Genomic DNA, 22,896 nt, shown 5'->3' with positions numbered 1-22,896 from the left:
TGCGATTGCGATTCGGGCGCGCTGGGGGCCAATCTGAGGCGCCCCCGAGGTCCCTCGGTTGGGCGCACAGAATGGGCGCAGTTAGTGTGAGCGGGTTCACACGTCGCATCACCGACTTAGAGCTAAAGTCGGATTGGAATTCGTGGTGGGAATATCTCCAATCCAAGAGGGGTGTCATCATGCGAAATCTGTTCTTGATCGCGACCGCCATCGCCGCCATCGGAGGCACAACGATCAATCAAGCTGGCGCGTGCAATTTACACTTTCCGACTTTTGAACTGACGGGCTTGCCGATCTCCCGGCATCAAGTAGCAGTGCTGGGCTCGGCCCAAGTGGAGGAGAGTTCGGCTACGCCAAGGCTAATGTTGGCCGGTATGCCCGCTTCTCCTCATCAGATCGCGGTTCTGACACCGCGCGCGAAACCACAGAAAATAGCCGAGGCATCAGCGGACCCTAGCCAACTCACCGTTGGCCTAGCGAGGCCTAGCTTGCAGGGACGCACTGAGATGTGTGCCTCTGATTGATGTTTGCGGCCATTGCGGTACCTTGCGCCTCCCGCCTTCGGGCGGGTTTCTTTTTTGCGCTAGTTCCAGCCTCAGCCATGCCCAATAATGCCAACCTTGAAGTTGAGATGCTTCGGCGCGGCATGTTTCGAAATCATCGACTGGACAGGAGATCAGGGGCAGCTGCCGCTTATGCGTCGCCCATCACAATGGCTTTACAATGGCTTTCGCTCGGCAGGAGCCGGTCTCGGGTGACCGCGTCTCTGGTACGCTGGGCCTTGGCGCGGGTCTGCGCCGCGCGAGCGTTAAGCGACAGCAATTCCGGGTTTGGAAGGGTGGCCGAGTGGTTTAAGGCACCGGTCTTGAAATTCAGGAATGGCCATGCCGGCTAGACCCGGCCTGTCCCGTTTGATGTTGAAATCGCTGTTAATTTGGCGACCTCACATCCTTTTCGTCCCCCGCTATCCCGCGTCGTCCCAACCAGTTGGGTAGCAAATCCGGTAGCAACCGGCCTTCGCCCAACTCGAAAGAGGGGCGAGCAATGGACGCGCTAGTTTGGCTCATTCTCGGTGTTGCGGGTCTCGTCACCTTGCTCGCTGGCGCCGGACTTCTTGCGGTCGTCATGAAGGCTCAACAGCACGATCCTGGCATCGAATAAAATTCCTTTCCGCATACCCACGACCGGCAGTAGCCGGCGCCCGCTCTGAGCCGCTAGGACTGGAGAATTTGACGCAGGTTCGCCGAGTGGCGTTGGGGAACGTTCGATGGTGCCGTCACTTGGAGAGCAATGACGAGCACGACCATAGTTCTATTTCCCAGCATGCTGAAAGCGCTTCGCCTGGTGCGCATCCACGGCTGTATGGTCGAGCGCCGCGACGGCCTGTATCACCTTGGCGGCAACCAGCCGGCATGTTCGACGGCTATGGCGGGGAGGATGATTGAAGGCGGCTGGCTGGTGAAACACGGGGAGCGTTATCATCTTACAGAGAAGGGTTGGCGAGCGACCGGAGAAGCCGATTCGGATGCTGGGCAAGCTAGGTGAAATTGGCGGCCGCCCCGTGAAGATCACGCTGGGTCAGATGCGAGAGATGGGCCTGCGCGGCGTGCTGGTCTATTGCCATTGCGGCCATCACGTTGCCTTGAATGCCGACCGTTGGCCCGACGATGTAAGGCTATCCGATCTTGAGCCGCGATTTGTCTGCCAAGGCTGTGGGTCTCGCGGTGCCGACATTCGGCCGGACTTCGACTGGAACACAGCGGCTGTCTTCGCACTCCTTCAGCTTCGTCACGACCGCCGAGCTGTCGACGACCTTGCCGTCGCGGCTGAGCGGCACGTAAGCGGCCTTCCGCCCCTCCGCATCCGTCACTTCGATGACTTGCGGCATCGTGTCGGGATACTCGCCGGCGTGCTCTTTGGTTTCGACCTGGTAGCCATCGAAGCGCATGTCCCGGCCGTCCATTGTCGAATCCTGAGGTCGCTTCTCCGGCGGCATCGGCGGCAGATCGGGCTCAACCGCATTCCTTGGCGGAGAACTCCAGGAGCGACCTCCTCGATCGAGAAGGCGCCGGAGCTCGGCGACGGCTTCGCCGCGCTGTTCGAGCTCCTCGACGGCGGCGACGACCTCGTCGCGGTCGAGGATGTCAAGAAGATCGTTGATCGTCCGCTCGCAATCCCTCTCGCCCGGTTCCACGTAGCGCGCCAGGATAGCCTGCGCCCGCTCGACGGCTTCCAGCACCTGTTTATCGGCGGTCATCGATAAACTCCACGCAACTCACACGCGCCGATTCAATGGGGTCACAGGCGCCTTGTTCCTGGTCCGCGCTGGACGGAACACGTGGAAAAACTGAGCCTCCGCGATTTCGAATCCCTGGGCTGTGTTAGCAGCGCGGAACGCGCGGTGGCCCGCATGGATTCGTCAAACAGCGCCAGGGAGCGATTTCGATGCTGATGTTCAAGGAAAGGCGGTCGGCGATCCGGACGCTGCGCGGCTGGGCCATCGCGGGGCTGCAGGAGGCCGGTGCCATCCGCGAGTGCGAGGAGCACGGCTGGATGCAGGACGGCGCCGATCCGCATGCCCGCGAGCGGGCTTTCGAGATCGCACGGCGGCATCCCCCGGCTGGCATCTCCTCCGAAGATGCAATCGCAGAGCTGCGGGACATGCTGGACTCGATCGGGGACACCTGCCCGGAGTGCCCGGCCGAGCAGTAGGACCGCCGCGCACCCTCCTCTCGGGGCCGCCAAGAGAGGAGCTAACGGCCGAGGCGCTTCTCCACGCGCTTGCGCGAGTTGCCGACCTTCTTGACGGCCTTCTTCACCGCCGACGCCGATCTCCCGGTCTTCTTCGCCTCATAGCGCGCTTCGTGCTTCTGACCGCCGGCCACTCTGGCCCGATCCTGTTTGCGTCCGCGTGCCGTCTTCTTCGTTGCCACCGAGTGGCGTTTCAGCGTAGAAAACCGGCAGCGATCGGCGTCAAGGCGCCGTTTCCCGGCTTCATCGAACCGGCCTTGGCAACCGCCGTCGAAAAGGTGCCCTCCGGCGCCCGCTGGATTCACGAAATCAAGTTCGACGGCTACCGCGTGCAAGTCCATCTGGCCAACGAGGAGGTCAAGGTGTTCACGCGACGTGGACACGACTGGACCAACCGCTTCAAAAAGGTCGCCGAGGACGCCTGGCACATCAAGGCGGGATCGGCCATCGTCGACGGGGAGATCGTGGTGCCCGCAGCCGACGGCACCACCGATTTCTCGGTCCTGCAGAACGAGCTCAAGGGCAAGTCGACCAGCATCGTCCTCGTCGCGTTTGACCTCCTCTATCTGAACGGCCGCGACCTCCGGAAGCTGTCGCTGGTTGCGCGCAAGGCCGAGCTCAAGAAGATTATCGCCGGCACCAACGTGCAGTTCAGCGAGAGCTTCGAAATCGAGGGGCGGTCCATGTTCGAGCACGCCTGCAAACTCGGCCTCGAGGGCGTGGTCTCCAAGGTACGGGACAGCGCCTACGCCAGTGGCCGCGGCAACAATTGGGTCAAGAAGACCTGCGCGCAGCGGGAGACCCTGGCGATCGCCGGCTTCGCGCTCGACGAAGGCAAGTGGGACGGCATCTATCTCGGGCGGCACAAGGGAGCCGACCTGGTCTACGCCGGCAAGGTCGACCATGGCTTCGACAAGGTCTCTGCCGCCGAGTTGCAGAAACGGCTGAAGCCTCTGATTCGAAAGACGCAGCCCTATGCGAAGCGCATCGCACACAAAGGCATTTGGGTCGAGCCCAAGCTGCTCGCCGAGATCGAGTACCGCGCCAAATCGGCCGAAGGAAAAGTCCGCCACCCGTTTTTCAAGGGGCTGAGGGAGGACTTGTGATAGGCCTCGATGTCCAACCGGCGGCGACCACTTCCTTCGATCACGATCGTCTCTCGCGATCGCTTCGCTCCGATTTAAGTCGGGGGCAATCTCGTAGAACGCCGGCCCACCTAGGAGGTGAGGCAATGAGGCTAAACGGGAGATCGTGGCAATCGTTCCTCACTGCTTAATTTGCTCAGGCTCGCTTTAAAGGGAGGGAATATGGGGTCACTCCCCGTCTTCGCGCCCTAGCAACCAATTCGAATCTTACAGGTTGTCGCCGGCACATTCACCGCCGGAGAACAAAAAATGAGACGTCTTACCGTATTAGCCGCAACCTTGCTGATGCTCGGAGCCGTGCCCGCAGGCGCGCAGTCGCAGCCCGCACAAAGCGGGCCGGGCAACAACGCCGTCAACAGCTCGGACCAGAACAACTCGAACAAGCCGGTCGAGGGCCGCAACAGCTTCACCGAGGGACAGGCAAAATCGCGGATCGAGGGCGCTGGATATTCCAACGTCTCCGGACTGCACAAGGACGATCAGGGCGTCTGGCGCGGCAAGGCCGACAAGGCCGGCACCAAGACCGACGTCAGCCTGGACTTTCAGGGCAACGTGAACCCCGCCAAGTAAGGAATCATGCAAATGACAACGACCATCTCTCGACTTTACGACACTTATGCCGATGCCGAGCGCGCCGTGACCCGTCTCGAAGGAGCCGGCGTGCCGCACTCCGACATCAGCATCGTCGCCAACAATTCGGACAATTGGTTCGGCTCACGGTCCGGAAAGGTCGACCGTGACCGCGACGGCGTCGACGATCGCGCCGAAGGCGCCGGCACCGGTGCCGGCATCGGCGCCGGTCTCGGCGGCGCGGCAGGCCTCTTGGCCGGCCTCGGCCTGCTTGCGATCCCCGGCCTCGGGCCTGTCGTGGCGGCGGGTTGGCTCGCCTCGATGGCCGTCGGCGCCGCAGCCGGCGCGGCCACGGGCGGAATCGTCGGTGCCCTGACCGAAGCCGGCGTCTCCCGCGAAGACGCCTCGCGGTATGCCGAGGGCGTCCGCCGCGGCGGGACGCTGGTGACTGCAAAGGTGCCCGACCAGGACCGCGCGCGCCTCGATGCGCTGCTCAACGAGAGAGCGGTGAACCTGCAGGAGCGCAGCGCGGCCTGGCAGAAGTCCGGCTGGACCGACTTCGATGCCGCAAGCCCACCCTTGTCGCCGGAGGACATCGGCCGCGAGCGCGAGCTTTACGGCGCGGCCGTGCGGCGATAAGGCTCCTCAGCCTCGACAAGACAAAGGCCCCGCGATGCGGGGCCTTTTTGATGTGGACCAGTACACCTTGCTATGCACGGGGCTTCGACGAACGCAGGCTAAGATGATGTCGGCTTCCGGCCCGTCGCTCCCGCTGGCGTGGTGCCGCGGAGAGTCCGGCTTCGACAAGATCGCCTCGATAGTTTGCTTTAGCACTTGGAGCTCGCACGGTTTGTGCAGCACTCGTTTGCGCTTGAACTGCTCCGGCACGCCGCCCGATCCGTAACCGCTCAGGAAGAAGAATGGTCGCTTCCTAGCCGCGATTGCGGGCCTCCGCGACTGGCTCGACATTGAGGCCCTGCAAATTGATGTCGAGAATATCCAGGTCGTATTCCTCGATTTCGGCAAGCTGTTGCGCTTTGTCCCTTTGCCCCGCTGTCAGCGCGGTGAAGCGGACTAGATTTGCTCGCGTTGAGTTCTTCGCATTTTGACCCGTTGCCGAAGAAACTGCAGTTCTAAGTCGCGCAGCCACTTCTCGATGTCCATGTCCCACCTCCACAGTGGCGACGTAGGATAACTCCTTGATCGACGCTTTAGCACGGCCGTGCCGGAGCATACCACGATGTCAGGACAGAGTGGCCCTGCCCGGAGAATTACTTCCCGTCGATCGACAGCCGAAAGATCCTTTCCGTATTGTCATTCAGCTCGAGCCGAAGCCGCTGGAAGCGGCGGCGTCAAGATTGTCGCGCGTCAGACCTGCCGACAGAACGGGACCCCCAGGATCGTCCAGCGCCACGTTTCAGTTGGCTAGACTGGCGTTTCCCGCCGAGCTTGAGAAAAGACCGCGCGTGTGCAGATTATTTAGTTAACGTCATGGACGTCGGCTCCTGGCCGATATTGTTGCAAAAGTCGTTTTTCGCCGATGACCAAAATTCTGCGGGCCGTGGGCGCGCCTTTCGCGTACAAGATGCGAGGGACCTCACGGCCTCACGCAAAATTCACAGGCGACTTCGGTAACGCGATTGAGGTCATACCAATCAGCGGTCGCTCGCTGCGTAGTGTTTTCGCGAAAAATCTTGAGCCCTGCAACTTTCGACTTTTGCAACACAATCGGCCCGTGGCTGACCTCAGCTTATGGCGCCGCGAGGTCTGCTTTCCGATGGTGACCCGAACAGGGTATGCAAACTGGGCCAAGGTAGCCTTTGACCCACAACTGACCTCACGGCGATCCATGTTGCGACCGGCTTGCAATCACCCCACGGTTGCGATTAAAAATTACGATAGTTCGGGTTTATAAGTAGACATCCTAGATCATGGGGATGCCTAGGGAACTTTGGCTAACGGGTTCGTAGTCTGGTTCAATAAGTTTAAGGGTTACGGCTTCATAAGGCCCGACGGCGGAGGCAAGGATGTATTCGTTCATATGTCCGCCGTCGAGGAAGCCGGCATTTCGACGTTGATTGAAGGGCAAAGAGTGAGCTACGAGCTCGCTTCCGTTGCAGGCAAGGTAATAGCCAGTCAGCTCCGAGTCGGTATCCAGGAATCTAAACCGGAATCTAGTCAGCTGATCAGCCGATAGACCGTCGCGGCTTTCTTCCGCGCGGTCGCCGGCCATTTCCGAAGTTGCGGGTAGACCGGACCTGACTGGCTACCGCCGAAACCGGCGCTTTTGACCCGATTCGGACATTCGGGCTGCGTTTGCCGAAATGCGTCGCGCAATCGGCGGTGGAAGGGGAGCAGGAACCATCTGTTCTTCGACCGATTGATACTGAGCTAATCAGGTCCGCTTGCGCGAATACGGGGCGGAAGGTGTGTGGAAACGGTGCAAAACGATACGCCGTCCGAGGTCCTGTTGAGCATCAGTGAGGATCGGCGTCATCGAGGAGATCGCAGAGCTCCTCAGCCAGCTATCACGTGGGCACAGCATCATCCTGGTCGAACAGCACATCGAATTGGCTCTCCGCATCGCGGACCGCGCCTATGTGCTCGACCGCGGTCATTTCGTCCTCAGCGGCTCGTCTGCCGAAATCCGCGGCCACCCGCTGCTGCCCCGGTATCTCGCTCCTTAGACCTGCCGAACGACACAATCCGGGCGCTCGCGAGGGCTTGCTGAGCGCAAAGCGATTATCGATCGCGAGCATGATCTGCCGATCACCATGCAGGCGGGAATTTTGCAGCCAACCGGACCTTGGTCCTATCCTGGGAGGTGCGGCTGCCTGTGAAGACACGTCCCAGCTCTTCGTAGTTGGCAGCACTCTCCCTCCACAAGCTCAACCATGACAAGTAGGTCGGCATCGAACTCGTCGCCTTCTACAGGCCATCTCGCTTAGGCACTACAAACGCGGCGGAGGCTATCATCCTCCGCCGCGCGCGCTCGGACTTTCGATCGCCACCGCCGCTGATATGCTCTCTGGCACGCGCTGTAGGACGGGATGCGAATTTTAGAACGCGCAGTTTCGGGAGTCTCGACCAACAAGGTCAAATTGTTTGGACTTGCAACTAATCCCTTGCCTTGCCCGTTTCCAAGCATCGGAGTCTGGCTAATGACAATTTTCGGACGAAAACCTCGTTCTCCCCGCAGAAGGACCAATCAAGAAGCGTGGATGGCAATCGACGGCGCTTTCGCGGCGAGGAGATGTTCGGTGTTGGACATATCCAAAGACGGCGCGAAAATCAGGGTTGAGGATCCAGCGTTCGTTAGGCCCGTGTTTCAACTTAAACTCTCGCGCGCGGACCAGGGTAAGCGGTGCAAGGTTTCTTGGCAAAAAGGTCTCCTGATCGGCGTCGAGTTCTGTTGAGTGACTATGAGGTGATATACCCGCATGCAAACACTCGAGACGACTAATCCAAAGGTGGCGAGGCGCTGCCGCTATGACCAACATCGTGGCCAAAAAACAACCTTGAAGATAAGGGGATCGCTCGTCACGGGGTTGGTCCGGTCGGTCATGGAAGTTAAATCCCCCAGCAATCCCACACGCTGGATCATCACCGTTCTTGCCAAACCGAGGATTGCGCCTAGCGGATCAAATCCACCATTCGCGGCAGTGTTTAGTCGAGGAATATGATGGGAGCGTTGAACCATTTTATCTGAAAAGTTACAGCAGTCGTGCCAGACCTTGCCGCCCTCGTTGGCCTTTTCCCGCGAAGGCGACGGCCCGGCTTCAACGGCGCCCATCGCCGTTGGCGACCACCAACAGAAGCAGTGATTGGTAAGCGCCGAGATCTTCGATGCGTCGCTTCAGGCTGATGTGCAACTCCTGCTCTCGACTGCGCCCAGCCACGTTCCATCGACGAACGACAAGTCAGATCACCTGTATTGTGATCGGCGTAGGCGGTTTTCTCGGCACTGGCGAGAAAGATGTCATCGTGCCCTTCACCGCGGTCAAGACCGCCAAGAAGAACGACAAGTGGTGGCTGACCCTAGACGAAACCAAAGATGATCTGAAAGGCGCACCGGGCTTCAAGTACTGGCCTCGGACTTGAAAACGCCGACTGCCGAGACCAAGCCCTCGACTTCCGACAATAGGACGACGGGAAATGCGGCAACCTCGGCTACGGCATCGCCTCACCGCCGAGTAGCGCACCCAGATGACCTCAGCGATCAAGCAAGAGAAGGTCGAGGAAGTAACAACGTGAATTTCAATCTCTCAATCGGAACGGCTGTCCCAGCCGATGTCCACAGAGCTGACGTTGATCTCGCCAAGCACGTAGCTATCACTCCCGTCCGCCTGAACGGGTCCCAGCATGAAATCGGCGTCCCAGATCGCGGGCAGGTCGTCTCGCGCGATCCAGCAACGAGGTCAGCTGCGGCGTCCACTCGTCTTCCATCAGCCGACGCAGCCGCTGGAAGCGCGGGTCTGCGTTGGACGAGTAGAGACGCGGTCCGGCCTCGGCGCGCGCGGCCGGCGAGTCGACCAGGGCCTTGACCTTGTGGTGACCGAAGCCGGCGCGCGGTCGCCTGCCATATAGCAACGCACCACGCCCTCGCTCAGGCCAGGCTGAAACGTCTGGTCGATCACGCTGCCATTCTCGAAATACTCCGCACAGCGACGGAGAAAATCATCCAGCGTCAGTTCCTCAGGGGTGTCCTTGGTCGCGTCCAGCACCGTGATCATCGGGGAAGTCGGCAACCTTTCGACCTTCCAGACGCCCTGGCCACCGTTACAGCGGTTGCGCTTGATCACCGCGGACCGGCGGTGAGTCGCGTCGGCAACTCGGCACGCATCGCTGCGGCGATCTGATAGAGCGCCGTGTCGCATCCCCAACCCATCGAGCGGGTTTGATAGAGCCTGTCCCCATCTTTAGGATGACGTCCGGATGAGCGCTCACCCACACGCCCCGGTTGGCGACGTCAAAGAGATTGCTGCACGGACAAAATCTGACTGAAGCCCACCAACGCGTGGCTCTGGTCCCGATTGGCCGGGTAAATGTGTCGTGTGCGCGCGTTTTAGTCCGTCGAGTTGCAGGGAGGCGCGGGGCTACTTCTTCAACAGTATCCCTATCGTTCGCGCCATTCGCCTCACTGATCCTGCGTGACGGCCCAGCTCGGCTGCTATCTTCGATACGCCAGCGCGTGCCCGGGCCAGTCTGACCAATCGTCGGACTTCCTGCTCGTCCCATTGTTTTGGCTTCGGTGTTTTCATGGTGCGGCGCTCATGCCGCGCTAGTTAACCAGCGAGCCTGCTAGCCGACACTTGGGAAATTTACGGGTGGTGCCTGCCCCACGAGGCTCGGCGGTGCGGCGGCTTTTGGCGCGCGCAAGATGGGCGTGCGCGGCGTCCCGATTATCGCGCGAACTCTATTGGGAATAGGACCGGTGTCGTTGGCGTAGGAGGCCCGGTATCAAGGGGAGATCGGACGTGCCGTATGAGCGCCGGGCCGCCGCTTTTGACCCGAAGGCGACTATGCCTAGACGAAATAGATACTCACAATCGCCACCGCGATGAGCAAGGCGCCACCGAGAACGGCAACGGCAAGACAGATGCGTGCTGGGACCGAGTAAGGGTCGAAATGAGGTTGTTTGATCACGACTCCCTCCCTTGCTGGGCAGGTGGGAATGCAACCGGCTTTCTAACCAAGCTCCGACCGATCAGTTTTGTCGTCGTTCCTCATCCGCGAGTGTATGACGCGCAGCGACCCTGCTCCGCTGATCGCGCGGTAGGGCCGCCTGCCTCTCCGGGCTGGGGCTGGAAGGGGCTAAGCCAGCCCGGTTGGCGAGCTCAATATATGCCGATGAAAGGGGAGCATGACTGCCCAAAAGGGGCAGCCCAAAAGGGGCACTCCGTTGGAGCCCAGAGGACCGATCTTAGCGGACTGTGCGCCGTAGCGATGAATCGACAGAACGGACCTCGCGCAATGTCCGCGTCTGCGCCGTTGTTGGCACATCGGCGAAGTGGCGGCATCGTTCCACCCGGTCCGCTCGCCGAGGCATCGCGGACGAGCTTTGCTCAGGGCTGAGTCCTTCGCATTTTGACCCACAGCGGTCGTGCCTAGGCCGCCGCAGGATCGGCAGTTTCAGTTCGAGCGCTACCGTTCGCGTGACGATCAGTACTTCGCGACGACCGGGCCACCGAAGCGGTAGTTTAGACGAACAAGGCCGATGTCGACGTCCTGACTAATACGGGCTGCTCCTGCAAAAACGCCCGCCGGAAGACCAGCGTTCCCGACGAAGAAAAAGCTCACATCGCGATGGCCCATGAACAGGTGGTCGTATTCGACGCCGACAGACCAGTTCGGCGCGAAGCCAAATTCAAGGCCGGCTCCCACCGCACCACCCCAGCGAGTTTCATTTCCGTTGACGATGGTCAGCCCGCTTGGAATATCGAACACTCTGTATTTGTCGCTAGCGACTGCGGCGCCGCCTTTCACGTAAAGCAGCACATTATTCCAGGCATAGCCAACCTGGCCTGTGAACAGGCCGAACGCATCGACCTTGGTTTCATCCTGGATGCCTGCGACGGCAAGGTTGGCGTTGGACCCTTTGAAATCGGCCCAGTTGCCCTGCGCTTCCACGCCGAACACCCAGTTCGCCCTCTGCCAGCGGTAGCCGATCTGACCGCCGACCGTGCCTCCGGTTGCATCGTGGCACCCAAGGGCAACAGGCGGCGCGATGGGCACGCCACCGGCGTTATTCTGATCCCAGCACTTGTGGGCGGAGCCGCCGCCGCCATTGATGCCGATGTAGAGGCCGCTCCAGTCGTAGATCGGAGCGACCACCGGAGGCGGCGCCTTGGTGTAGGGCCGTGCCGCCAGATCGGCGGCCGAGGCAGGAATGGCGAGTGCGATGAGGGCAACCGTGCTCAGCAAGATTTTCTTCATTGTGTGTCGACTCAGGTTTCAAATCCCTTGCGCCCCAGTTACAACCTACCATTGTTCTCCTCAGTGTCTGTCACCCGCGCGCTACATCACCGGAGAAACTGAGGGATTCGACAACCTGACATTGTTTCCGCCGCCGCCGGCTTGTTGCACAGCGGTCGCCTTTTGGCCCTTCGCGACGGTTTGGTCGGCGCCCGGCCATGTCCGAAGTTGCGGGTAGACCGGACCTGACCGGCCACCGTCGACACCGGCGCTGCCTGCCTGGTTGAGGGGAATTGCCCTAATTTGAATCTAGCGGCGACCTAATTCACTAACGACGCGTTAAATTCCTGGGGCATGTGAGCAATACTGACCAGCGCCGAACGCAGCGGAGGTTCCACAGTGATTCATCACCGCCCACCACGGCAATTACCGGTGACTGAGAGTTCTGTAACGCTCCCGCCTGATCAAGGCGTGCAACATGCTCCACCATCCCCGAACGCTATGTCCAACGTGTCGAACAGAAGCGGTGCTGGCTCGGATTACGCCCGGCCACTTTGGCTTCGATATCCGGACATTTGAGTGCCCCGCGTGCAAGGACGTCCACCAGCTTGTGGCCGATCTGGTTGATCCGATGAAATCCCCACGAACAACCGGCTGGCTTCACGGTCAACTGCACGCGCCGACGTAGCGGCTGCACCTTATGGGGCCGGGTTTTCGTATGAGGGCCTTGAATACACGGGCACGGTGCCAATCTCACGTCCGTCATCGCTAATTATGGCGATGCGACGCTCAGGATCATCTTCGGGCTTATCAAGTGAAACGCCGATGGCCAGCGTCGCCGCCCTGGTGATTGCAGCGATATCGTCGTCGCAAACAAAGCCCGATGAATCAAAAAGCCTGTGGCCATCCTCAACATCAAAAAAGTAGCGGGGCATTGGCAACCTCCAGATTGCCAAGTTGTTGGAGATGGCATCGTTCCGATTGAGGCCTTATCAGTTGGCGCCTCTTTCGTAACCCGACTAAACCCGCCATGTCGCTTGATGACCCTAGGTGGGCGCGGCCTTTTGGCTTAATGCAATTGGCCCACATGCAAGAGAAACCGCCCGCAGGCTGCCTTGCAGTCCTTGCGGCCGGGCCAAAATAGCTTCGGGATCAAACTTTGTCAGGCCGGTCTGATCGCAAGCTAACCACCATCGAATGAGGGGCGCTCACAATTAAAGTGTCGGTCCTGAAATGAATGCAACTGCGCCTTCCGGACGGCGCCAACTTTTGCGACCCGGAACTCGGACGCGCGCCGTCCAAGTAAATATTTTCGAGCCGCTACAGCGTCCTCATTTCGTCTTCTGCGTTATTTCAGTGCAATGCCTCAGACGGACGCTGATAAATTCTTGAACAATGCTGAAGAATGCCTTCGCCAAGCAGAGAGGGCGATCGGCGACCGTGATCGAGATGAGTGGTGGCGACTTCTCCTAGATTTACTTACGGCGCGCCATTGCGGGGGGCGTCTTCCTTCAACAACTCTGCCAGGGGTGAGATTGTTCGTGACGCCGAGGCAGGGACGCTGTCCAGGATTGCCGCCCTCTGGTTCCTGCGCAGACCGCGTGTGCGGTGCACAACCTCTGCCCCGGTGCCTCCGTCTTTGGCGTACCACGGCGAGGTCGAAAAGCCCCTCAGCCTAGCCTGGGCTTCATTCGGATAGCGCTAGGAACGCTGAATTTTCTGATGCGTTGTTCGTTATCCACGATTGAAGGGAGAGAGTTATGGATCGCGAGCACGTAAAGGGTGTCGCCGACAAAGCCAAGGGCGCGATTAAGGAAGGCGCTGGCAAGCTGAGCGGCGACAAGGACCTGCAAAGGGAAGGCAAGGCCGACAAGGCCAAGGGCGCTGTGCACAATGTCGCAGGTGATGTTAAGGATGCGGCGAGGGACGCAGCAGACGCCGTGAAGAAGTGACTTCATTTACGTGGACTGACACTCGCCGCTCTTTCGGGGCGGCGCTTTTGTTGGAAGAAAGGGCGCGCACTATGTAGCGGCTTTATCTTCTCCGCCCCACGATCTTGAGCACGTAGTTTGGCAACGGCCGTTGCAGCGCCTTCGCCTTCGCCTGGTCCTACCGCATGCGCATCCAAACGTCGCCCCGATTAAGGGATTGGTTGCTGGTCACTGTCACTATTTACATATTGATCGCATTAAGCGGCAGCGCATTCTGAAACAGTATACGACGGCATGCCCGGTTGCGGTCTCTTGTAGGAGAGGCCCAATGTTTAAGGGCTTTATTGGTCTTCTTGTTGCGCTGATCAGTACAGCGCAGGTGGATCAATATCTAACCCACGGTGGGTACACCGAGGCGGCCATGGCTATGCTGCGGCAAATCAAGCATGCGTCGGTTTTTTAAAGATGTCATCGGGGGCAACCTTGAGGCGCGTGACGGAAGGCATTACATGGGCTGATCTCGCGCGGATGAGCAACGCGCCATTGCAGTACTGGGAGCCGGACTTTCAATCGAGCTGTGTGACCCCCTTGCTCTCCTGACCTTAAGGCGGCTCGGCCTGGTCGTGGGGCTCATTTGACCGCTGCTGCGCACGAGTTGCGAAGAGCCGAAGTTTTAGGCGAACTCGGGAAGCGTGATCGCTGAAGATATGAATGAGCCTCGGAAGGTATTGGAGATGTCAGGGGCTGTTGAGCTGATCGTGGAGGGTTATGTCTCGCTTTCAGGACCACGAGTCTCTCGATGAGCTTCGGATGCAACACCGGACACTTATTGCAGACCTCAACGCGTGCACCGGGATCGACTGCACGAGCACTGTCCGGCAGATCGAGAAAGACATGGTTGTGATTGAGACTGGGCTGGCGCGGTTGGATAGCGCGAAGACGAGATAATCAACCCGCTGCTGGCGTTCAGACTGCCCCACCGATCTTCTTTCCTCGCAGCCATCGATCTTGGTCCATGAATGGCAACGGCGTTCGCAGCGCCTCGCTCAATCCGACGACCCTTGGGTTGAGAGGGATCGGCTCTCGACGGCGCGCGCCGAGCTATTTGGTTGCGGTGAAGAGTTGATGAGCATCCATTCATGGAACAGCCCAGTTTCCAAGCCGTTGGTCGGGAGGGGTTATCTGAGGAGGAAACGAAAATGAAATCGATGATTGTTGCAGTTTCGGTCATCGCCCTTATAGGGACCGCGCCGACCGTGTTTGCTCAAGGTGTATCGAGCAAGACGCCAGGCCATGAGATGCAAACCAAGGGCTAGCATACGCCCCGGGACACGAGATGCAAGCCATGGGCTCGAAGAAAGGTCATCCTGGTGCGTCGGGTTATGCCCCTGGTCAAACCACTGGCGCGAACACGAAGCGTAGCTACTGACGACAGTCTCACAATTGCCGATAGCAAGAGCCGCCGGGGTCTCAACCCGGCGGCTTTTTACGTTCTGAGCGACGAGGCTGTGACGACGAATGTTACGGCGGCTTCGTGGCGATGATGCTGCTGTAGAGCTTGGACATGGAACGTGAGCGGTACGAAGAACGCTGCGGCCGCCGCAGAGTAGATAGTCGTCGTGGGTTGCCGGCCTGCAACTCGATCAAAGGTTCAATTCAGGAGCGCCTCTAGCCTGTCTGTTGGATCGAGGCATGTTTGCAAGGGTGAAGTGTTGCACGCGGCCTCGGCCCACCAGTCGGGACGACTGACCATACGCAAAAGCTCGCTCGAAGTCTTCCAAGGTTGGGAAATGACGTGGACGGGTGCGGCCACCAGTTGGAAGTCTACGAGTTGTCTCCTCGGAAGGCGCCCCGATTTCGCGGGGATTTTGCTTACTAGGGAAGCTTAGCGGTCCTGGATCCGAACTGCCGGCTGAGGAGCGCCTGATGACCGTTTATCCGCCAATAGCGGCGCAGATGAAGGTCACAGAAGGGGCCCAGAAGGAGGCGCTGTTTCCGCACTACTCCTCTCCTCAGCGCATTGAGAATTTCATCAAACTCCCGCGATTAAGGATGTCGGCCGCAAGTGTCAGCGCGCGGAACTAACCGGCGCGAGAAAGCTGTCCTGCGCGCCGGGCTTGGCGACGGGAAAAGCCGGGAACGGGCTGGCGCGACGCAGGATTTCGATCGCCTCACGGTCGAGCACGTTATTGCCGGAAGACTTCGTCACCGAATTCGACTCAATGGGCCTCGTTGCGCGCCATTGGGCGCCTTCGATGCCCTAGGCTCATGCTGCAGCTAGGTCTGATCCCGGCCCCGACGGCCGAAGCCGCCACCTCCCAAAACGCGCGTACGCGTCTCGCGCGGCTCAGCCATCTTCACCTCGTCTCGCTGGGCAACAAGCTGTTCCACCTTCGCCTGCATCCGTGTCAGGAGCGCTTCAGCCGAAGCCGTCCCTATCCCGGCCCGTTGAAGCTGGAGGATTTCCTTGCGTTGTCGACCAATCTGCGTGCGCATGCGCTCGATTTCCGAGCGGAGATATTCGAGTGTGGGCATGACCAAACCTGGGATTTTGCCCAATAGAACGACACGCGAACCCAGAGTCAATCGGGTTCGGGTATCAGAAAAAAACGCCGCCCTACCTTGCGTGCTATCGTCGAGAACTATCATGCCCCGGCAGATGCGCTTGAGCAGGATGAGATGTCGGAGACGTCTGGCTCAGCAGATGACGCCCCTCCAAGAGGCCGGTCCCCACGGCTAGCTTGCGATCGAAGTACCAGACAAACTAAGTGTCAAATTCGAATCAAGCGAACTGCCGCTGGACCAGTAAACTGTCGCTTGACGTCTCCACTCGTGGCTGCAGCGAAAAAGCTTCGTCAGCCGGCACCTCTTCAGTCAGTACTTTGAAGCGCGCAAGTCTCGTGGGGCCGAACGCAGTTGAGATTGCCACGTCCGCGGCATCCCGACCGCGCGCAATCACCACTCGACCAATGCGGGCGTGGTTGTGCCGCGCGTCGAAAGTGTACCACCGTCCGCCGATGTAAGCTTCAAACCAGGCGCTAAAATCCATGGGCGCCGGATCAGGCGGAACGCCGATATCACCGAGATAACCGGTACAATATCGCGCTGGAATGTTCATGCATCGACACAGTGCCACAGCCAAATGCGCGAAATCTCGGCACACCCCTACTCGCTCCTGGTGGCCCTCAGAGGCCGTGCGATCACTCCGGGCAAAGTGGTACCCAAACTGAATGCGGTCGTGCACATAGTCGCAGATGGCCTGGACGCGCTGCCAGCCGCCGTCGATCTGACCAAACGTCGACCAGGCAACGTCTGTTAGCTTCTGCGTATCGCAGTACCGGCTGCCCAACAAATACATCAACGCCTCATCCGGCAACCCGTGGACGGGGTCTTGAGCAGCATTCGGCGCGGCCGCATCGGGCAGACCGCTATCCGCGACAGTGAATTCGTTGCGAATCTCGATCAGGCCGGTCGGTGCAACAAGGCGAGTGCAAATATTGCCGAAGACGTCCGTGTAATTTTTGGCCAGCACCTTCGGTGACACCTGGAGAGTATGGTCAGTCAGGATATCTGCATGTCGCGAAGGATGGACGGTGAGCATGAGCACCATCGGAACATCCTGAAAGCACTCGAACGCGATATCGTAGCCTGCCCGGATCTTCAAAGCCGTCTCCCTGCCCGTCGCCGTTGACCGTGACAGACAAAGCGCGCCCAGCCCTGATTTGTTCCTCGCTCTACTTCGGCTATGCTGCTGAAATGAAGGACAGTTGTGCGGGACGAATAAATCGATTTCCGCTTGCGGACTACGGGCAAGACCGGGTCTTATCGTGCGGTTCCGAGCGCATGCGATGACCATTTACACCGTCCACCACAGCACTGCTTATCGCTACCCCAGGCCAGTAAAGCTTGGCCAGCATCAAATGCTTTTTCGTCCGCGAGACAGTTTCGATCAGCGGCTGCTCGACTGCCAACTTGCGATAAAGCCGGATCCCATCGAGATCCGTTGGATACACGACGTGTTCGGCAATTGCCTAACGTTGGTTGACTTCAATATCTTGGCAGAGGATCTGGAGTTTGAAACCACGATCCGTCTCGAGCATACCCCGGAAAATGCTCCAGACTTTCGGATCGAGGAATACGCTCGGGAGCATCCGTTCGCTTATGACGACAATGAGCTGCCGGATTTAGACCCATACATCCGTCGCCATTATCCAGCGGATACAGCCGTCCCCGAGTGGCTTTCCAAGTTCGTGCCGCTCGGCGTTAATCGCCCTACGGGGCAGTTGCTCATGACGCTCAACGAGGCTATCGCGGAGGGATTTTCCTACCAGCGCCGCACAATGCGAGGCACCCAAACACCTGCGGAAACCATAGGTCTTCAACGGGGGACTTGCCGCGACTTCGCGCTGCTGATGATGGAAGCCGCGCGCTCGCTCGGGTTCGCCGCTCGCTTCATCACTGGATACGTCTATGTGCCCGATCGCGATGGACCAACCCGGCTCGGAGGCGGATCGACGCACGCCTGGTGTTCAATCTATGTGCCGGGTTCGGGCTGGGTCGAGTTCGATCCGACCAACGGCATAGTAGGGAATCGGGACCTTATCAGGGTTGGCGTTGCTCGGACCCCGGCTCAAGCTATCCCCCTTTCAGGCAGCTATTGGGGCGATGCCGGCGATGATGCCAGCATGGAAGTCACCGTCAATGTGAAGTCGGAGCCGATCGCCGAAGCCGAGATCGCATCCAACGCAATGCCTTAATCTCACCGCAGATATTGAGAGACGTCCTTAGCCCGCGAGGCCAGCTCGCCCTCGCTTGGTTGCGCTCAATGAAGGCCGGTGGAGATCGACGAGACGGTGACAGGTGATACACGGACATTCTACACTCTTGTTGGCATTGCTCCTCTCGACGAAGAGCAACCTAAAGACTAATCGCGTTGCTAGCTTATACGCCGAAAAGGCGCGGCTTTCTCCTTCGCCGCAACGCCAGCCAACCGGCCGACCACGTTTAGCTTTTTTTGCCGTATCTCCTCGGGCTCTACCTACAGCGAGCAGGCGCTAGGGCTTTCGTAATGCTGCCTCGATCGCCAGGACGCCTCGCGCGCTTCTCGCCGAACATGTGCCAGCGCGCATATGTCTCGGTGGCTTAATCAGAAGCCCTAGCGATGTAACGGCGTCCTCTTTGCAGCCGCGGCACCAAGGAGCCTCCTATGTGCCAGGCAATGGAGGGATCCCGATCAAGACCGAGCGAACTCGGACCGCACAATCGGGAGACCTTTGTTCTGGAGGAATAATCTCAAAGCCCACATATCAGCTGAAGCCCCGCGGATCATGTCGGCTAGCTAGGGAACGGGCCGCTTCCTCCTGCACCTGACGCATGCTAGAGAGTTCCATTCCTTCTTCGTCCTCGGCAACGTCGTGACCGTCGCGATTCCAGCAATGAAACTCGTCACCGAACGCCCCTTCGCCGATCCGGAAGTCGCCGCTCGCCAGCTCGTTCAACTGGCTTCGAGCATCGAGCCGGTACAGGACAGCCGGGTCCACATCGAGAAGATCAACTATCCCTTCCTCTACACGCTCAAGGGAAGCGGCGCGGAGTTCGGCGCCGGCATCAGGTGCGCTGTCGAGAAAGGCTGGCTCGAGCTGCACGAAAGCGGGACCTACGTGCGGCTGCTGAGTCACGGCGAGGATCTGCTCCGTCAATAGATCAGCGTGAAGGACAACCACGCCGCGAGTGACGCGCAGAGACAAATTCCAAGATAAGGCAATGCAGGAATCTGGGGTTGCAATCGGCGCGCCTTAGGAACCCACGCGCGGGACGCGGCTTGATAAATGCTGGCTCGCCGCCTGAGCTGGCGGAGCGGCCCCGGCGTCCCCCCTGCATTAGCCCCCAAGCCGGGGCCGTCTCTCTGTTTGATTTTCCTCAGGTGTTTCCGTGACCAAAACGAATGGTTTGATTGTGCGAGCCTCCGGCAGAAAACTGGATCAGCTGCGTGGTGACGCCTCCCGCATTGCAAAGGGGAACAAGGTCGATTGGTGGATCGAGCAAGCTGACAAGGGCACGCGCTTTTGCTTCGAGGATGCTGAAGCGAAAAAGAGCTTTGCCTCGATTTGCGAAAATTTCGCCGTCCCGTGTGTTGAGGCGTAGCGAAACAAAGGCCGGCCAGAGTGAACCGGCGGGCCCGGCTTCATCCTTCCAGCATGCCAACCGCCAGACGCTTCCGGTTGCGATGGGCGCCGGCGCATGGCTAAGGATCTTTGGAGCCCCCTCCGCGTTAAGGCAACGAACCCCGGGGTGAGGAGATTTTCCGATGTCCGCCGTCCCTCTGGACGTTCAACGAAGGTTCGAACAGCGGTGGTCCGCGAGGTTTCTCTGCCCGAAGCAACCAACCAGAGCACAAGAACAGCGGCCTGAAAACAGGCCCCAGGTTGCCGCGCCCGCAAAAGCCAAAAGAAAAGCCCGCTTGGCTAAGGCAACAGGACCGATGTCTGCACCGGCCGCGTGAGCGCGGGGTTCGAAGCCCCGCGCCCAAAAAAGAAAGTCCGCCGACCTTGTGAGCCGGCGGGAGTTAACTGAGATATTGGCGACCGGCGGGCACCGATCGCTCGATTTGCTTAGCAGAGTCGCTAGCCCGGCGCGAACCGGCGGGCCTGTGAGGCGCTAAACAGCCTCACCAGATTATGGATGCGAGCGGGACCAAAGCCACCGCTGCCATCGACCAGACGACCACATGGTATAGCCATAGCCGACCGCGCGTCATGGAGCGCCTCCCCATGTAGCAGGTGCCCGGCGGCAACAGCGTCATTGAGATAGATCAATGGCGGCTACCGCATGAAAACAGCGATCGCGGCGAGGATTATCGGCACCGTCCCGAGCACAACCACTAGGACGCGAAAGACAAGGTCATTCCCCATTGGGAAAATCTAGCAAACGAAAGCCCCGCGAGGATGTGCAGTCTGTGCCACCTCTTCTAGAAGCGGTAGCGGGATGCGGCAAAAGCAAACCAAGACACCGCAGCGAATAGATCAGATCGAGTGGCACGGGCGTTGCTGATATCAACGTGGCTGGGATTGCTGGACCCAGTTTAGTACAGGGCGCCGCCGAGACGGCGTATTTCGAGCTCGGCGGCGTATCTTTTAGGGACTAGCGGCACAACCGCCGACGGGCATAGTACGGAATTTTTTGATGATGGTCTGCTTGCCCACAATCGTGGTCATCTCGCCCGACGGGGAAAGGTCATACTGGGTTGCATCGGTCAAACCTGAGAAGGCGACCGAAGCGGTCGCGCGGGTCGTCGGCGACGGGCACAACATGAGGCTCTTGCAGCACCGCCTGCGCGTGAAATCAGATGCGCTTCCACCAGGCGAAGTCCGCCGGCTCAGGCTCTGACTAGAAAACCTACCCACTAAGGGCATTCATCTGCCTCAAAAGATCTGCGTTCCGGGTTCCACTGCTGGTCTATTGATCGGGACGCCCACATTGGCGGAGTGAGATCGAACGCTCTCGCTACCGTCCCTTGGAGGGGAGTTGTGCGGATGACCCGGTTCTTCTTCCACATTCACAACGACATTTCCGTCTTCGATGACGTCGGACTTGAGCTTCCGGACATCGAATCTGCGGAAGCAGCCGCGATCGAATTGAGCGGAAAAATTCTCAACGATGGAGCGGACGGTCTGTTGTGGCAGAACAACACATGGCGCGTCGAGGTTTCTGACACTCCCGGGATCCTCGGGCGGACTTTCCTGATCGTTCAGTTTTCGATCACGCGCACAGCGATCCGGAGCGGGGCGGCCTCGCCATTTGTAACCGCGTTGGCGGGGCCGCCGCCCACAGACGGACATCAAGACCGCACGAGAGCATTCCGGGAAAATGAGAACAAGGGCCGCAGGCGCCGCCTATGACAGCTCCTGCGGCCCGTGCCGCGACGTTCCGCACGATCGGCGCGGCACGCCAAGATGCTAACACAGGCCCGCCAGCGCGAACCGGTGGGTCGCCAATTACGTTGAACCGAATAGCCGCGTCGGCCGACCAATCGATCGGTGTCCAGCGGATCGCCTTATAATGAGGTGCCCGATGTCAAAGGCAACAGAATTTGCCGACCGCGCCCGCGCGTTTGAAAAGCGAGCTGAGACGGCGATCGATCGTTCCTCACGACAACACTATGGTGAGATGGCGGCTCACTACCGCGTACTTTCCGTCGAGCATCTCGAAGCTGAACAGCTGCAAAAGCGCTCCCCGGCTGAATTCGCGCGGCAGGCGATGAGGAGCAGCCCTCCCTCGTTTTACAATGCCGATAGGCCGACCTACATGCGCGCTATGGCGGCGGGCGTAGTGCTCTGCGTCGCTTTTGTCGCGATCAGCTTTTCACTGCGACCGCAGCCGGCTGATGATCGCGTGCTGGTAAAGGCGGACCGCCTGGTGCGGACCGCCGGCGATCTGCCTAAGGCGAAATAGTCTCCGATTTGGCGGGCGATTTTGCCAGGCAGGCGTTCAGCAGAACAATTGGCGAAACCAGAACGTGTATTCAATTTTGACACACGAGATCAAACCGAGCACGGCCGACGTCCACGCGCCTCTTCTTTGTGCGCGTTGCCCAACAAATCTGCTAGCTGCGAAACGTCAAGCGGCGTTGGCTATAGTGGGTCCTTGGCGTGACACCTAGACGCCCCGGCGCTAGCCTCAGGCCATCCACCTGCGGCAGCCCCTGTCGTAAATCGGCAGGGGTTGCTCTATTGGTGACAGGCCCCCAGCGTGAACCCGCGCCGGCAAACTCCCCGCCTGTCTGGTGGTCTAGGCCGGGAATAGACGGGGAGTTGGTTGGCCACTATACGCCGAACGTTCGTAGCCATTGGCTTGCCGGTGCGCTCGTTGATTCCAACTTCGAACCCGACGTGTACGCCAACTTGGAGCTTCGTCGTGCCACGCGGAAGCGCCGAGGCATGGCAAAAGATGTCGTACCCATCGACGCGCAGAAATCCGAACCCGCGTTCGTCGTTCCAGCTTTTTACTTCGCCGATTTTGGTCACGACACCGACACCTGCACGTAACCGGTGATCGCGCTGACCTTCACTATGACGCGTGGGTCCCTCTTGAGTAGCTGCTCGGGAAACTGCAAGACAAAATGTTGGTTCCTATCATGGGCGCTCTGCCAAACATGCCGCGATTTGCGGAGCCCGAGGCGCCGCCACTGCCTAAAGGGGGTTAGAAGCTCGTCAGCGAATGCGCATCAGGCGGCAGGCGTCACTGACCGCGTCGGTGCCAAGCAGGTTTTGCATTGCCTTGTTGATCTGCTTCTGGTGCTCGGCGTCGCGAATGTCAGCGACCCTAAAATAGATATGCATGCGCCGATGCGGCGTCGTTCTGGTGGTTGCAGGGATGATCTGCTTTCCTTGAGGATGGCATCGACGCGCTCGGCATCGACGGCATCTCCGACTTCAACGCCCTACATTTGCGCAAGCACGACGAGGAGGTACACCTCGCCGTCGGCGGCGAGGATCTGCGGCCGCTGCCGCTGTCGATGCGCAAGAATGGCGACGGCTAGCACTACGGAAATAAGCGTTCCACCGCTGGAACCACTCCCACCGCAA

General features: G+C 59.6%; 26 protein-coding genes and 3 pseudogenes. 16 read left to right on the top strand and 13 right to left on the bottom strand.

Going from position 1 to position 22,896, the window contains the following annotated elements; genetic code table 11:
• Nucleotides 1-1,525 precede the first annotated feature (1,525 nt).
• Nucleotides 1,526-1,750: pseudogene (locus tag E4K65_RS49075) on the top strand (hypothetical protein); the annotation flags it as partial.
• On the opposite strand, the gene E4K65_RS47860 reads toward E4K65_RS49075, so the two are convergent.
• A complete protein-coding gene (locus E4K65_RS47860; protein ID WP_167771451.1) occupies nucleotides 1,676-2,239 on the bottom strand; it encodes a hypothetical protein in 564 nt (187 codons plus the stop codon). The pseudogene E4K65_RS49075 and the gene E4K65_RS47860 overlap by 75 nt on opposite strands.
• 206 nt (nucleotides 2,240-2,445) lie before the next feature.
• Between E4K65_RS47860 and E4K65_RS37220 the strand changes: the two genes are divergently transcribed.
• Nucleotides 2,446-2,712 (top strand): prenyltransferase/squalene oxidase repeat-containing protein, encoded by a 267-nt coding sequence (locus E4K65_RS37220; RefSeq protein ID WP_135178330.1) that lies wholly within the window; start codon nucleotides 2,446-2,448, stop codon nucleotides 2,710-2,712.
• 41 nt (nucleotides 2,713-2,753) lie between these two features.
• Here the strand turns inward: E4K65_RS37220 and E4K65_RS37215 are convergent, their stop codons facing one another.
• Nucleotides 2,754-2,948, bottom strand: coding sequence for a DUF3606 domain-containing protein (locus E4K65_RS37215; protein ID WP_167771455.1), 195 nt, complete (start codon nucleotides 2,946-2,948; stop codon nucleotides 2,754-2,756).
• Between E4K65_RS37215 and ligD the strand changes: the two genes are divergently transcribed.
• The 3 genes from ligD to E4K65_RS37200 all read left to right on the top strand — a co-directional run bounded on the left by ligD (nucleotide 2,937) and on the right by E4K65_RS37200 (nucleotide 5,105).
• The gene (ligD, locus tag E4K65_RS37210) at nucleotides 2,937-3,857 is read left to right on the top strand and encodes a non-homologous end-joining DNA ligase (protein ID WP_135178328.1); all 921 of its coding nucleotides are present in this window, start codon (nucleotides 2,937-2,939) and stop codon (nucleotides 3,855-3,857) included. The two genes, E4K65_RS37215 and ligD, sit on opposite strands and share 12 nt — an antisense overlap.
• 288 nt (nucleotides 3,858-4,145) lie before the next feature.
• Nucleotides 4,146-4,466 carry a hypothetical protein gene (locus E4K65_RS37205; RefSeq protein ID WP_135178327.1) on the top strand — a complete coding sequence of 107 codons (321 nt, stop codon included), beginning with the start codon at nucleotides 4,146-4,148 and terminating at the stop codon, nucleotides 4,464-4,466.
• A 12-nt stretch (nucleotides 4,467-4,478) separates the two neighbouring features.
• A complete protein-coding gene (locus E4K65_RS37200; RefSeq protein WP_135178326.1) occupies nucleotides 4,479-5,105 on the top strand; it encodes a hypothetical protein in 627 nt (208 codons plus the stop codon).
• Between the two features lie 292 nt (nucleotides 5,106-5,397).
• Here the strand turns inward: E4K65_RS37200 and E4K65_RS37195 are convergent, their stop codons facing one another.
• Entirely contained in the window at nucleotides 5,398-5,616 is a 219-nt protein-coding gene (locus E4K65_RS37195) for a hypothetical protein (RefSeq protein ID WP_135178325.1), read from the bottom strand.
• A gap of 801 nt (nucleotides 5,617-6,417) precedes the next feature.
• Between E4K65_RS37195 and E4K65_RS37190 the strand changes: the two genes are divergently transcribed.
• The 3 genes from E4K65_RS37190 to E4K65_RS37175 all read left to right on the top strand — a co-directional run bounded on the left by E4K65_RS37190 (nucleotide 6,418) and on the right by E4K65_RS37175 (nucleotide 8,567).
• Nucleotides 6,418-6,663 (top strand): cold-shock protein, encoded by a 246-nt coding sequence (locus E4K65_RS37190; RefSeq protein ID WP_135178324.1) that lies wholly within the window; start codon nucleotides 6,418-6,420, stop codon nucleotides 6,661-6,663.
• 283 nt (nucleotides 6,664-6,946) lie between these two features.
• On the top strand, nucleotides 6,947-7,153 hold the full coding sequence (locus E4K65_RS37185; protein WP_135178323.1) for an ATP-binding cassette domain-containing protein: 207 nt from the start codon (nucleotides 6,947-6,949) through the stop codon (nucleotides 7,151-7,153).
• 1,159 nt (nucleotides 7,154-8,312) lie between these two features.
• The gene (locus E4K65_RS37175; RefSeq protein WP_235885901.1) at nucleotides 8,313-8,567 is read left to right on the top strand and encodes a PRC-barrel domain-containing protein; all 255 of its coding nucleotides are present in this window, start codon (nucleotides 8,313-8,315) and stop codon (nucleotides 8,565-8,567) included.
• Nucleotides 8,568-8,731: 164 nt separating this feature from the next.
• Here E4K65_RS37175 and E4K65_RS49840 read toward each other — a convergent pair.
• From E4K65_RS49840 to E4K65_RS37150, 4 genes and pseudogenes are all read right to left on the bottom strand, one after another.
• A pseudogene (locus E4K65_RS49840) lies at nucleotides 8,732-9,002 on the bottom strand (Cj0069 family protein).
• Nucleotides 8,912-9,199 carry a hypothetical protein gene (locus E4K65_RS49070; protein ID WP_235885900.1) on the bottom strand — a complete coding sequence of 96 codons (288 nt, stop codon included), beginning with the start codon at nucleotides 9,197-9,199 and terminating at the stop codon, nucleotides 8,912-8,914. The pseudogene E4K65_RS49840 and the gene E4K65_RS49070 overlap by 91 nt, the downstream one beginning before the upstream one ends.
• Before the next feature lie 1,429 nt (nucleotides 9,200-10,628).
• A complete protein-coding gene (locus E4K65_RS37155) occupies nucleotides 10,629-11,402 on the bottom strand; it encodes an outer membrane protein (RefSeq protein ID WP_135178321.1) in 774 nt (257 codons plus the stop codon).
• 677 nt (nucleotides 11,403-12,079) lie between these two features.
• Nucleotides 12,080-12,316, bottom strand: a complete 237-nt coding sequence (locus E4K65_RS37150) for a DUF6894 family protein (RefSeq protein WP_135178320.1) — start codon at nucleotides 12,314-12,316, stop codon at nucleotides 12,080-12,082.
• A gap of 825 nt (nucleotides 12,317-13,141) precedes the next feature.
• Between E4K65_RS37150 and E4K65_RS37145 the strand changes: the two genes are divergently transcribed.
• Nucleotides 13,142-13,333 (top strand): CsbD family protein, encoded by a 192-nt coding sequence (locus E4K65_RS37145; protein WP_135178319.1) that lies wholly within the window; start codon nucleotides 13,142-13,144, stop codon nucleotides 13,331-13,333.
• Nucleotides 13,334-13,640: 307 nt separating this feature from the next.
• Entirely contained in the window at nucleotides 13,641-13,775 is a 135-nt protein-coding gene (locus E4K65_RS49600) for a hypothetical protein (protein ID WP_283813921.1), read from the top strand.
• 1,605 nt (nucleotides 13,776-15,380) lie between these two features.
• On the opposite strand, the gene E4K65_RS37135 is transcribed toward E4K65_RS49600, so the two are convergent.
• The 3 genes from E4K65_RS37135 to E4K65_RS37125 all read right to left on the bottom strand — a co-directional run bounded on the left by E4K65_RS37135 (nucleotide 15,381) and on the right by E4K65_RS37125 (nucleotide 16,976).
• A complete protein-coding gene (locus E4K65_RS37135) occupies nucleotides 15,381-15,536 on the bottom strand; it encodes an energy transducer TonB (RefSeq protein ID WP_283813923.1) in 156 nt (51 codons plus the stop codon).
• Between the two features lie 53 nt (nucleotides 15,537-15,589).
• On the bottom strand, nucleotides 15,590-15,847 hold the full coding sequence (locus E4K65_RS37130; RefSeq protein WP_135178317.1) for a hypothetical protein: 258 nt from the start codon (nucleotides 15,845-15,847) through the stop codon (nucleotides 15,590-15,592).
• 247 nt (nucleotides 15,848-16,094) lie between these two features.
• Entirely contained in the window at nucleotides 16,095-16,976 is an 882-nt protein-coding gene (locus tag E4K65_RS37125) for a transglutaminase domain-containing protein (protein ID WP_135178316.1), read from the bottom strand.
• Nucleotides 16,977-17,160: 184 nt separating this feature from the next.
• On the opposite strand from E4K65_RS37125, the gene E4K65_RS37120 reads away from it, so the two are divergent.
• Nucleotides 17,161-18,069, top strand: coding sequence for a transglutaminase family protein (locus E4K65_RS37120; protein WP_135178315.1), 909 nt, complete (start codon nucleotides 17,161-17,163; stop codon nucleotides 18,067-18,069).
• A gap of 549 nt (nucleotides 18,070-18,618) precedes the next feature.
• Here E4K65_RS37120 and E4K65_RS50095 read toward each other — a convergent pair.
• Nucleotides 18,619-18,852 (bottom strand): DUF6894 family protein, encoded by a 234-nt coding sequence (locus E4K65_RS50095; protein WP_430649049.1) that lies wholly within the window; start codon nucleotides 18,850-18,852, stop codon nucleotides 18,619-18,621.
• On the opposite strand from E4K65_RS50095, the gene E4K65_RS37115 reads away from it, so the two are divergent.
• From E4K65_RS37115 to E4K65_RS49065, 4 genes are all read left to right on the top strand, one after another.
• The gene (locus E4K65_RS37115; RefSeq protein WP_135178314.1) at nucleotides 18,748-19,014 is read left to right on the top strand and encodes a hypothetical protein; all 267 of its coding nucleotides are present in this window, start codon (nucleotides 18,748-18,750) and stop codon (nucleotides 19,012-19,014) included. The genes E4K65_RS50095 and E4K65_RS37115 overlap by 105 nt on opposite strands.
• Nucleotides 19,015-19,243: 229 nt before the next feature.
• A complete protein-coding gene (locus E4K65_RS37110; protein WP_135178313.1) occupies nucleotides 19,244-19,456 on the top strand; it encodes a hypothetical protein in 213 nt (70 codons plus the stop codon).
• 1,388 nt (nucleotides 19,457-20,844) lie between these two features.
• Nucleotides 20,845-21,210: a DUF6894 family protein gene (locus E4K65_RS48265; RefSeq protein WP_209312126.1), complete on the top strand. Its 366-nt coding sequence runs from the start codon at nucleotides 20,845-20,847 to the stop codon at nucleotides 21,208-21,210.
• 172 nt (nucleotides 21,211-21,382) lie between these two features.
• Nucleotides 21,383-21,763 (top strand): hypothetical protein, encoded by a 381-nt coding sequence (locus E4K65_RS49065; protein WP_135178311.1) that lies wholly within the window; start codon nucleotides 21,383-21,385, stop codon nucleotides 21,761-21,763.
• A gap of 275 nt (nucleotides 21,764-22,038) precedes the next feature.
• On the opposite strand, the gene E4K65_RS49430 is transcribed toward E4K65_RS49065, so the two are convergent.
• Entirely contained in the window at nucleotides 22,039-22,335 is a 297-nt protein-coding gene (locus E4K65_RS49430; RefSeq protein ID WP_135178310.1) for a cold-shock protein, read from the bottom strand.
• A gap of 186 nt (nucleotides 22,336-22,521) precedes the next feature.
• Nucleotides 22,522-22,650: a hypothetical protein gene (locus tag E4K65_RS49595; protein ID WP_283813920.1), complete on the bottom strand. Its 129-nt coding sequence runs from the start codon at nucleotides 22,648-22,650 to the stop codon at nucleotides 22,522-22,524.
• A gap of 68 nt (nucleotides 22,651-22,718) precedes the next feature.
• Between E4K65_RS49595 and E4K65_RS50090 the strand changes: the two are divergent.
• A pseudogene (locus E4K65_RS50090) lies at nucleotides 22,719-22,835 on the top strand (ATP-dependent DNA ligase); the annotation flags it as partial.
• Nucleotides 22,836-22,896: the final 61 nt, after the last annotated feature.

Origin of the sequence: Bradyrhizobium niftali, assembly GCF_004571025.1 — a bacterium.
Taxonomy (GTDB): Bacteria; Pseudomonadota; Alphaproteobacteria; order Rhizobiales; family Xanthobacteraceae; genus Bradyrhizobium; species Bradyrhizobium niftali.
Note: the sequence above shows the minus strand (reverse complement) of the source record. Positions and strands in the feature narration are given on the sequence as shown.

Bases quoted from the DNA above. Each gene is read 5' to 3' on its own strand.
- E4K65_RS37220 (WP_135178330.1), top strand. From the start codon at position 2,446: ATGCTGATGTTCAAGGAAAGGCGGTCGGCGATCCGGACGCTGCGCGGC.
- E4K65_RS37205 (WP_135178327.1), top strand. From the start codon at position 4,146: ATGAGACGTCTTACCGTATTAGCCGCAACCTTGCTGATGCTCGGAGCC.
- E4K65_RS37200 (WP_135178326.1), top strand. From the start codon at position 4,479: ATGACAACGACCATCTCTCGACTTTACGACACTTATGCCGATGCCGAG.
- E4K65_RS37175 (WP_235885901.1), top strand. From the start codon at position 8,313: ATGCGTCGCTTCAGGCTGATGTGCAACTCCTGCTCTCGACTGCGCCCA.
- E4K65_RS49070 (WP_235885900.1), bottom strand. From the start codon at position 9,199: ATGATCACGGTGCTGGACGCGACCAAGGACACCCCTGAGGAACTGACG.
- E4K65_RS37155 (WP_135178321.1), bottom strand. From the start codon at position 11,402: ATGAAGAAAATCTTGCTGAGCACGGTTGCCCTCATCGCACTCGCCATT.
- E4K65_RS37150 (WP_135178320.1), bottom strand. From the start codon at position 12,316: ATGCCCCGCTACTTTTTTGATGTTGAGGATGGCCACAGGCTTTTTGAT.
- E4K65_RS37145 (WP_135178319.1), top strand. From the start codon at position 13,142: ATGGATCGCGAGCACGTAAAGGGTGTCGCCGACAAAGCCAAGGGCGCG.
- E4K65_RS49600 (WP_283813921.1), top strand. From the start codon at position 13,641: ATGTTTAAGGGCTTTATTGGTCTTCTTGTTGCGCTGATCAGTACAGCG.
- E4K65_RS37130 (WP_135178317.1), bottom strand. From the start codon at position 15,847: ATGCCCACACTCGAATATCTCCGCTCGGAAATCGAGCGCATGCGCACG.
- E4K65_RS37120 (WP_135178315.1), top strand. From the start codon at position 17,161: ATGACCATTTACACCGTCCACCACAGCACTGCTTATCGCTACCCCAGG.
- E4K65_RS37115 (WP_135178314.1), top strand. From the start codon at position 18,748: ATGAAACTCGTCACCGAACGCCCCTTCGCCGATCCGGAAGTCGCCGCT.
- E4K65_RS48265 (WP_209312126.1), top strand. From the start codon at position 20,845: ATGACCCGGTTCTTCTTCCACATTCACAACGACATTTCCGTCTTCGAT.
- E4K65_RS49065 (WP_135178311.1), top strand. From the start codon at position 21,383: ATGTCAAAGGCAACAGAATTTGCCGACCGCGCCCGCGCGTTTGAAAAG.
- E4K65_RS49595 (WP_283813920.1), bottom strand. From the start codon at position 22,650: ATGCATATCTATTTTAGGGTCGCTGACATTCGCGACGCCGAGCACCAG.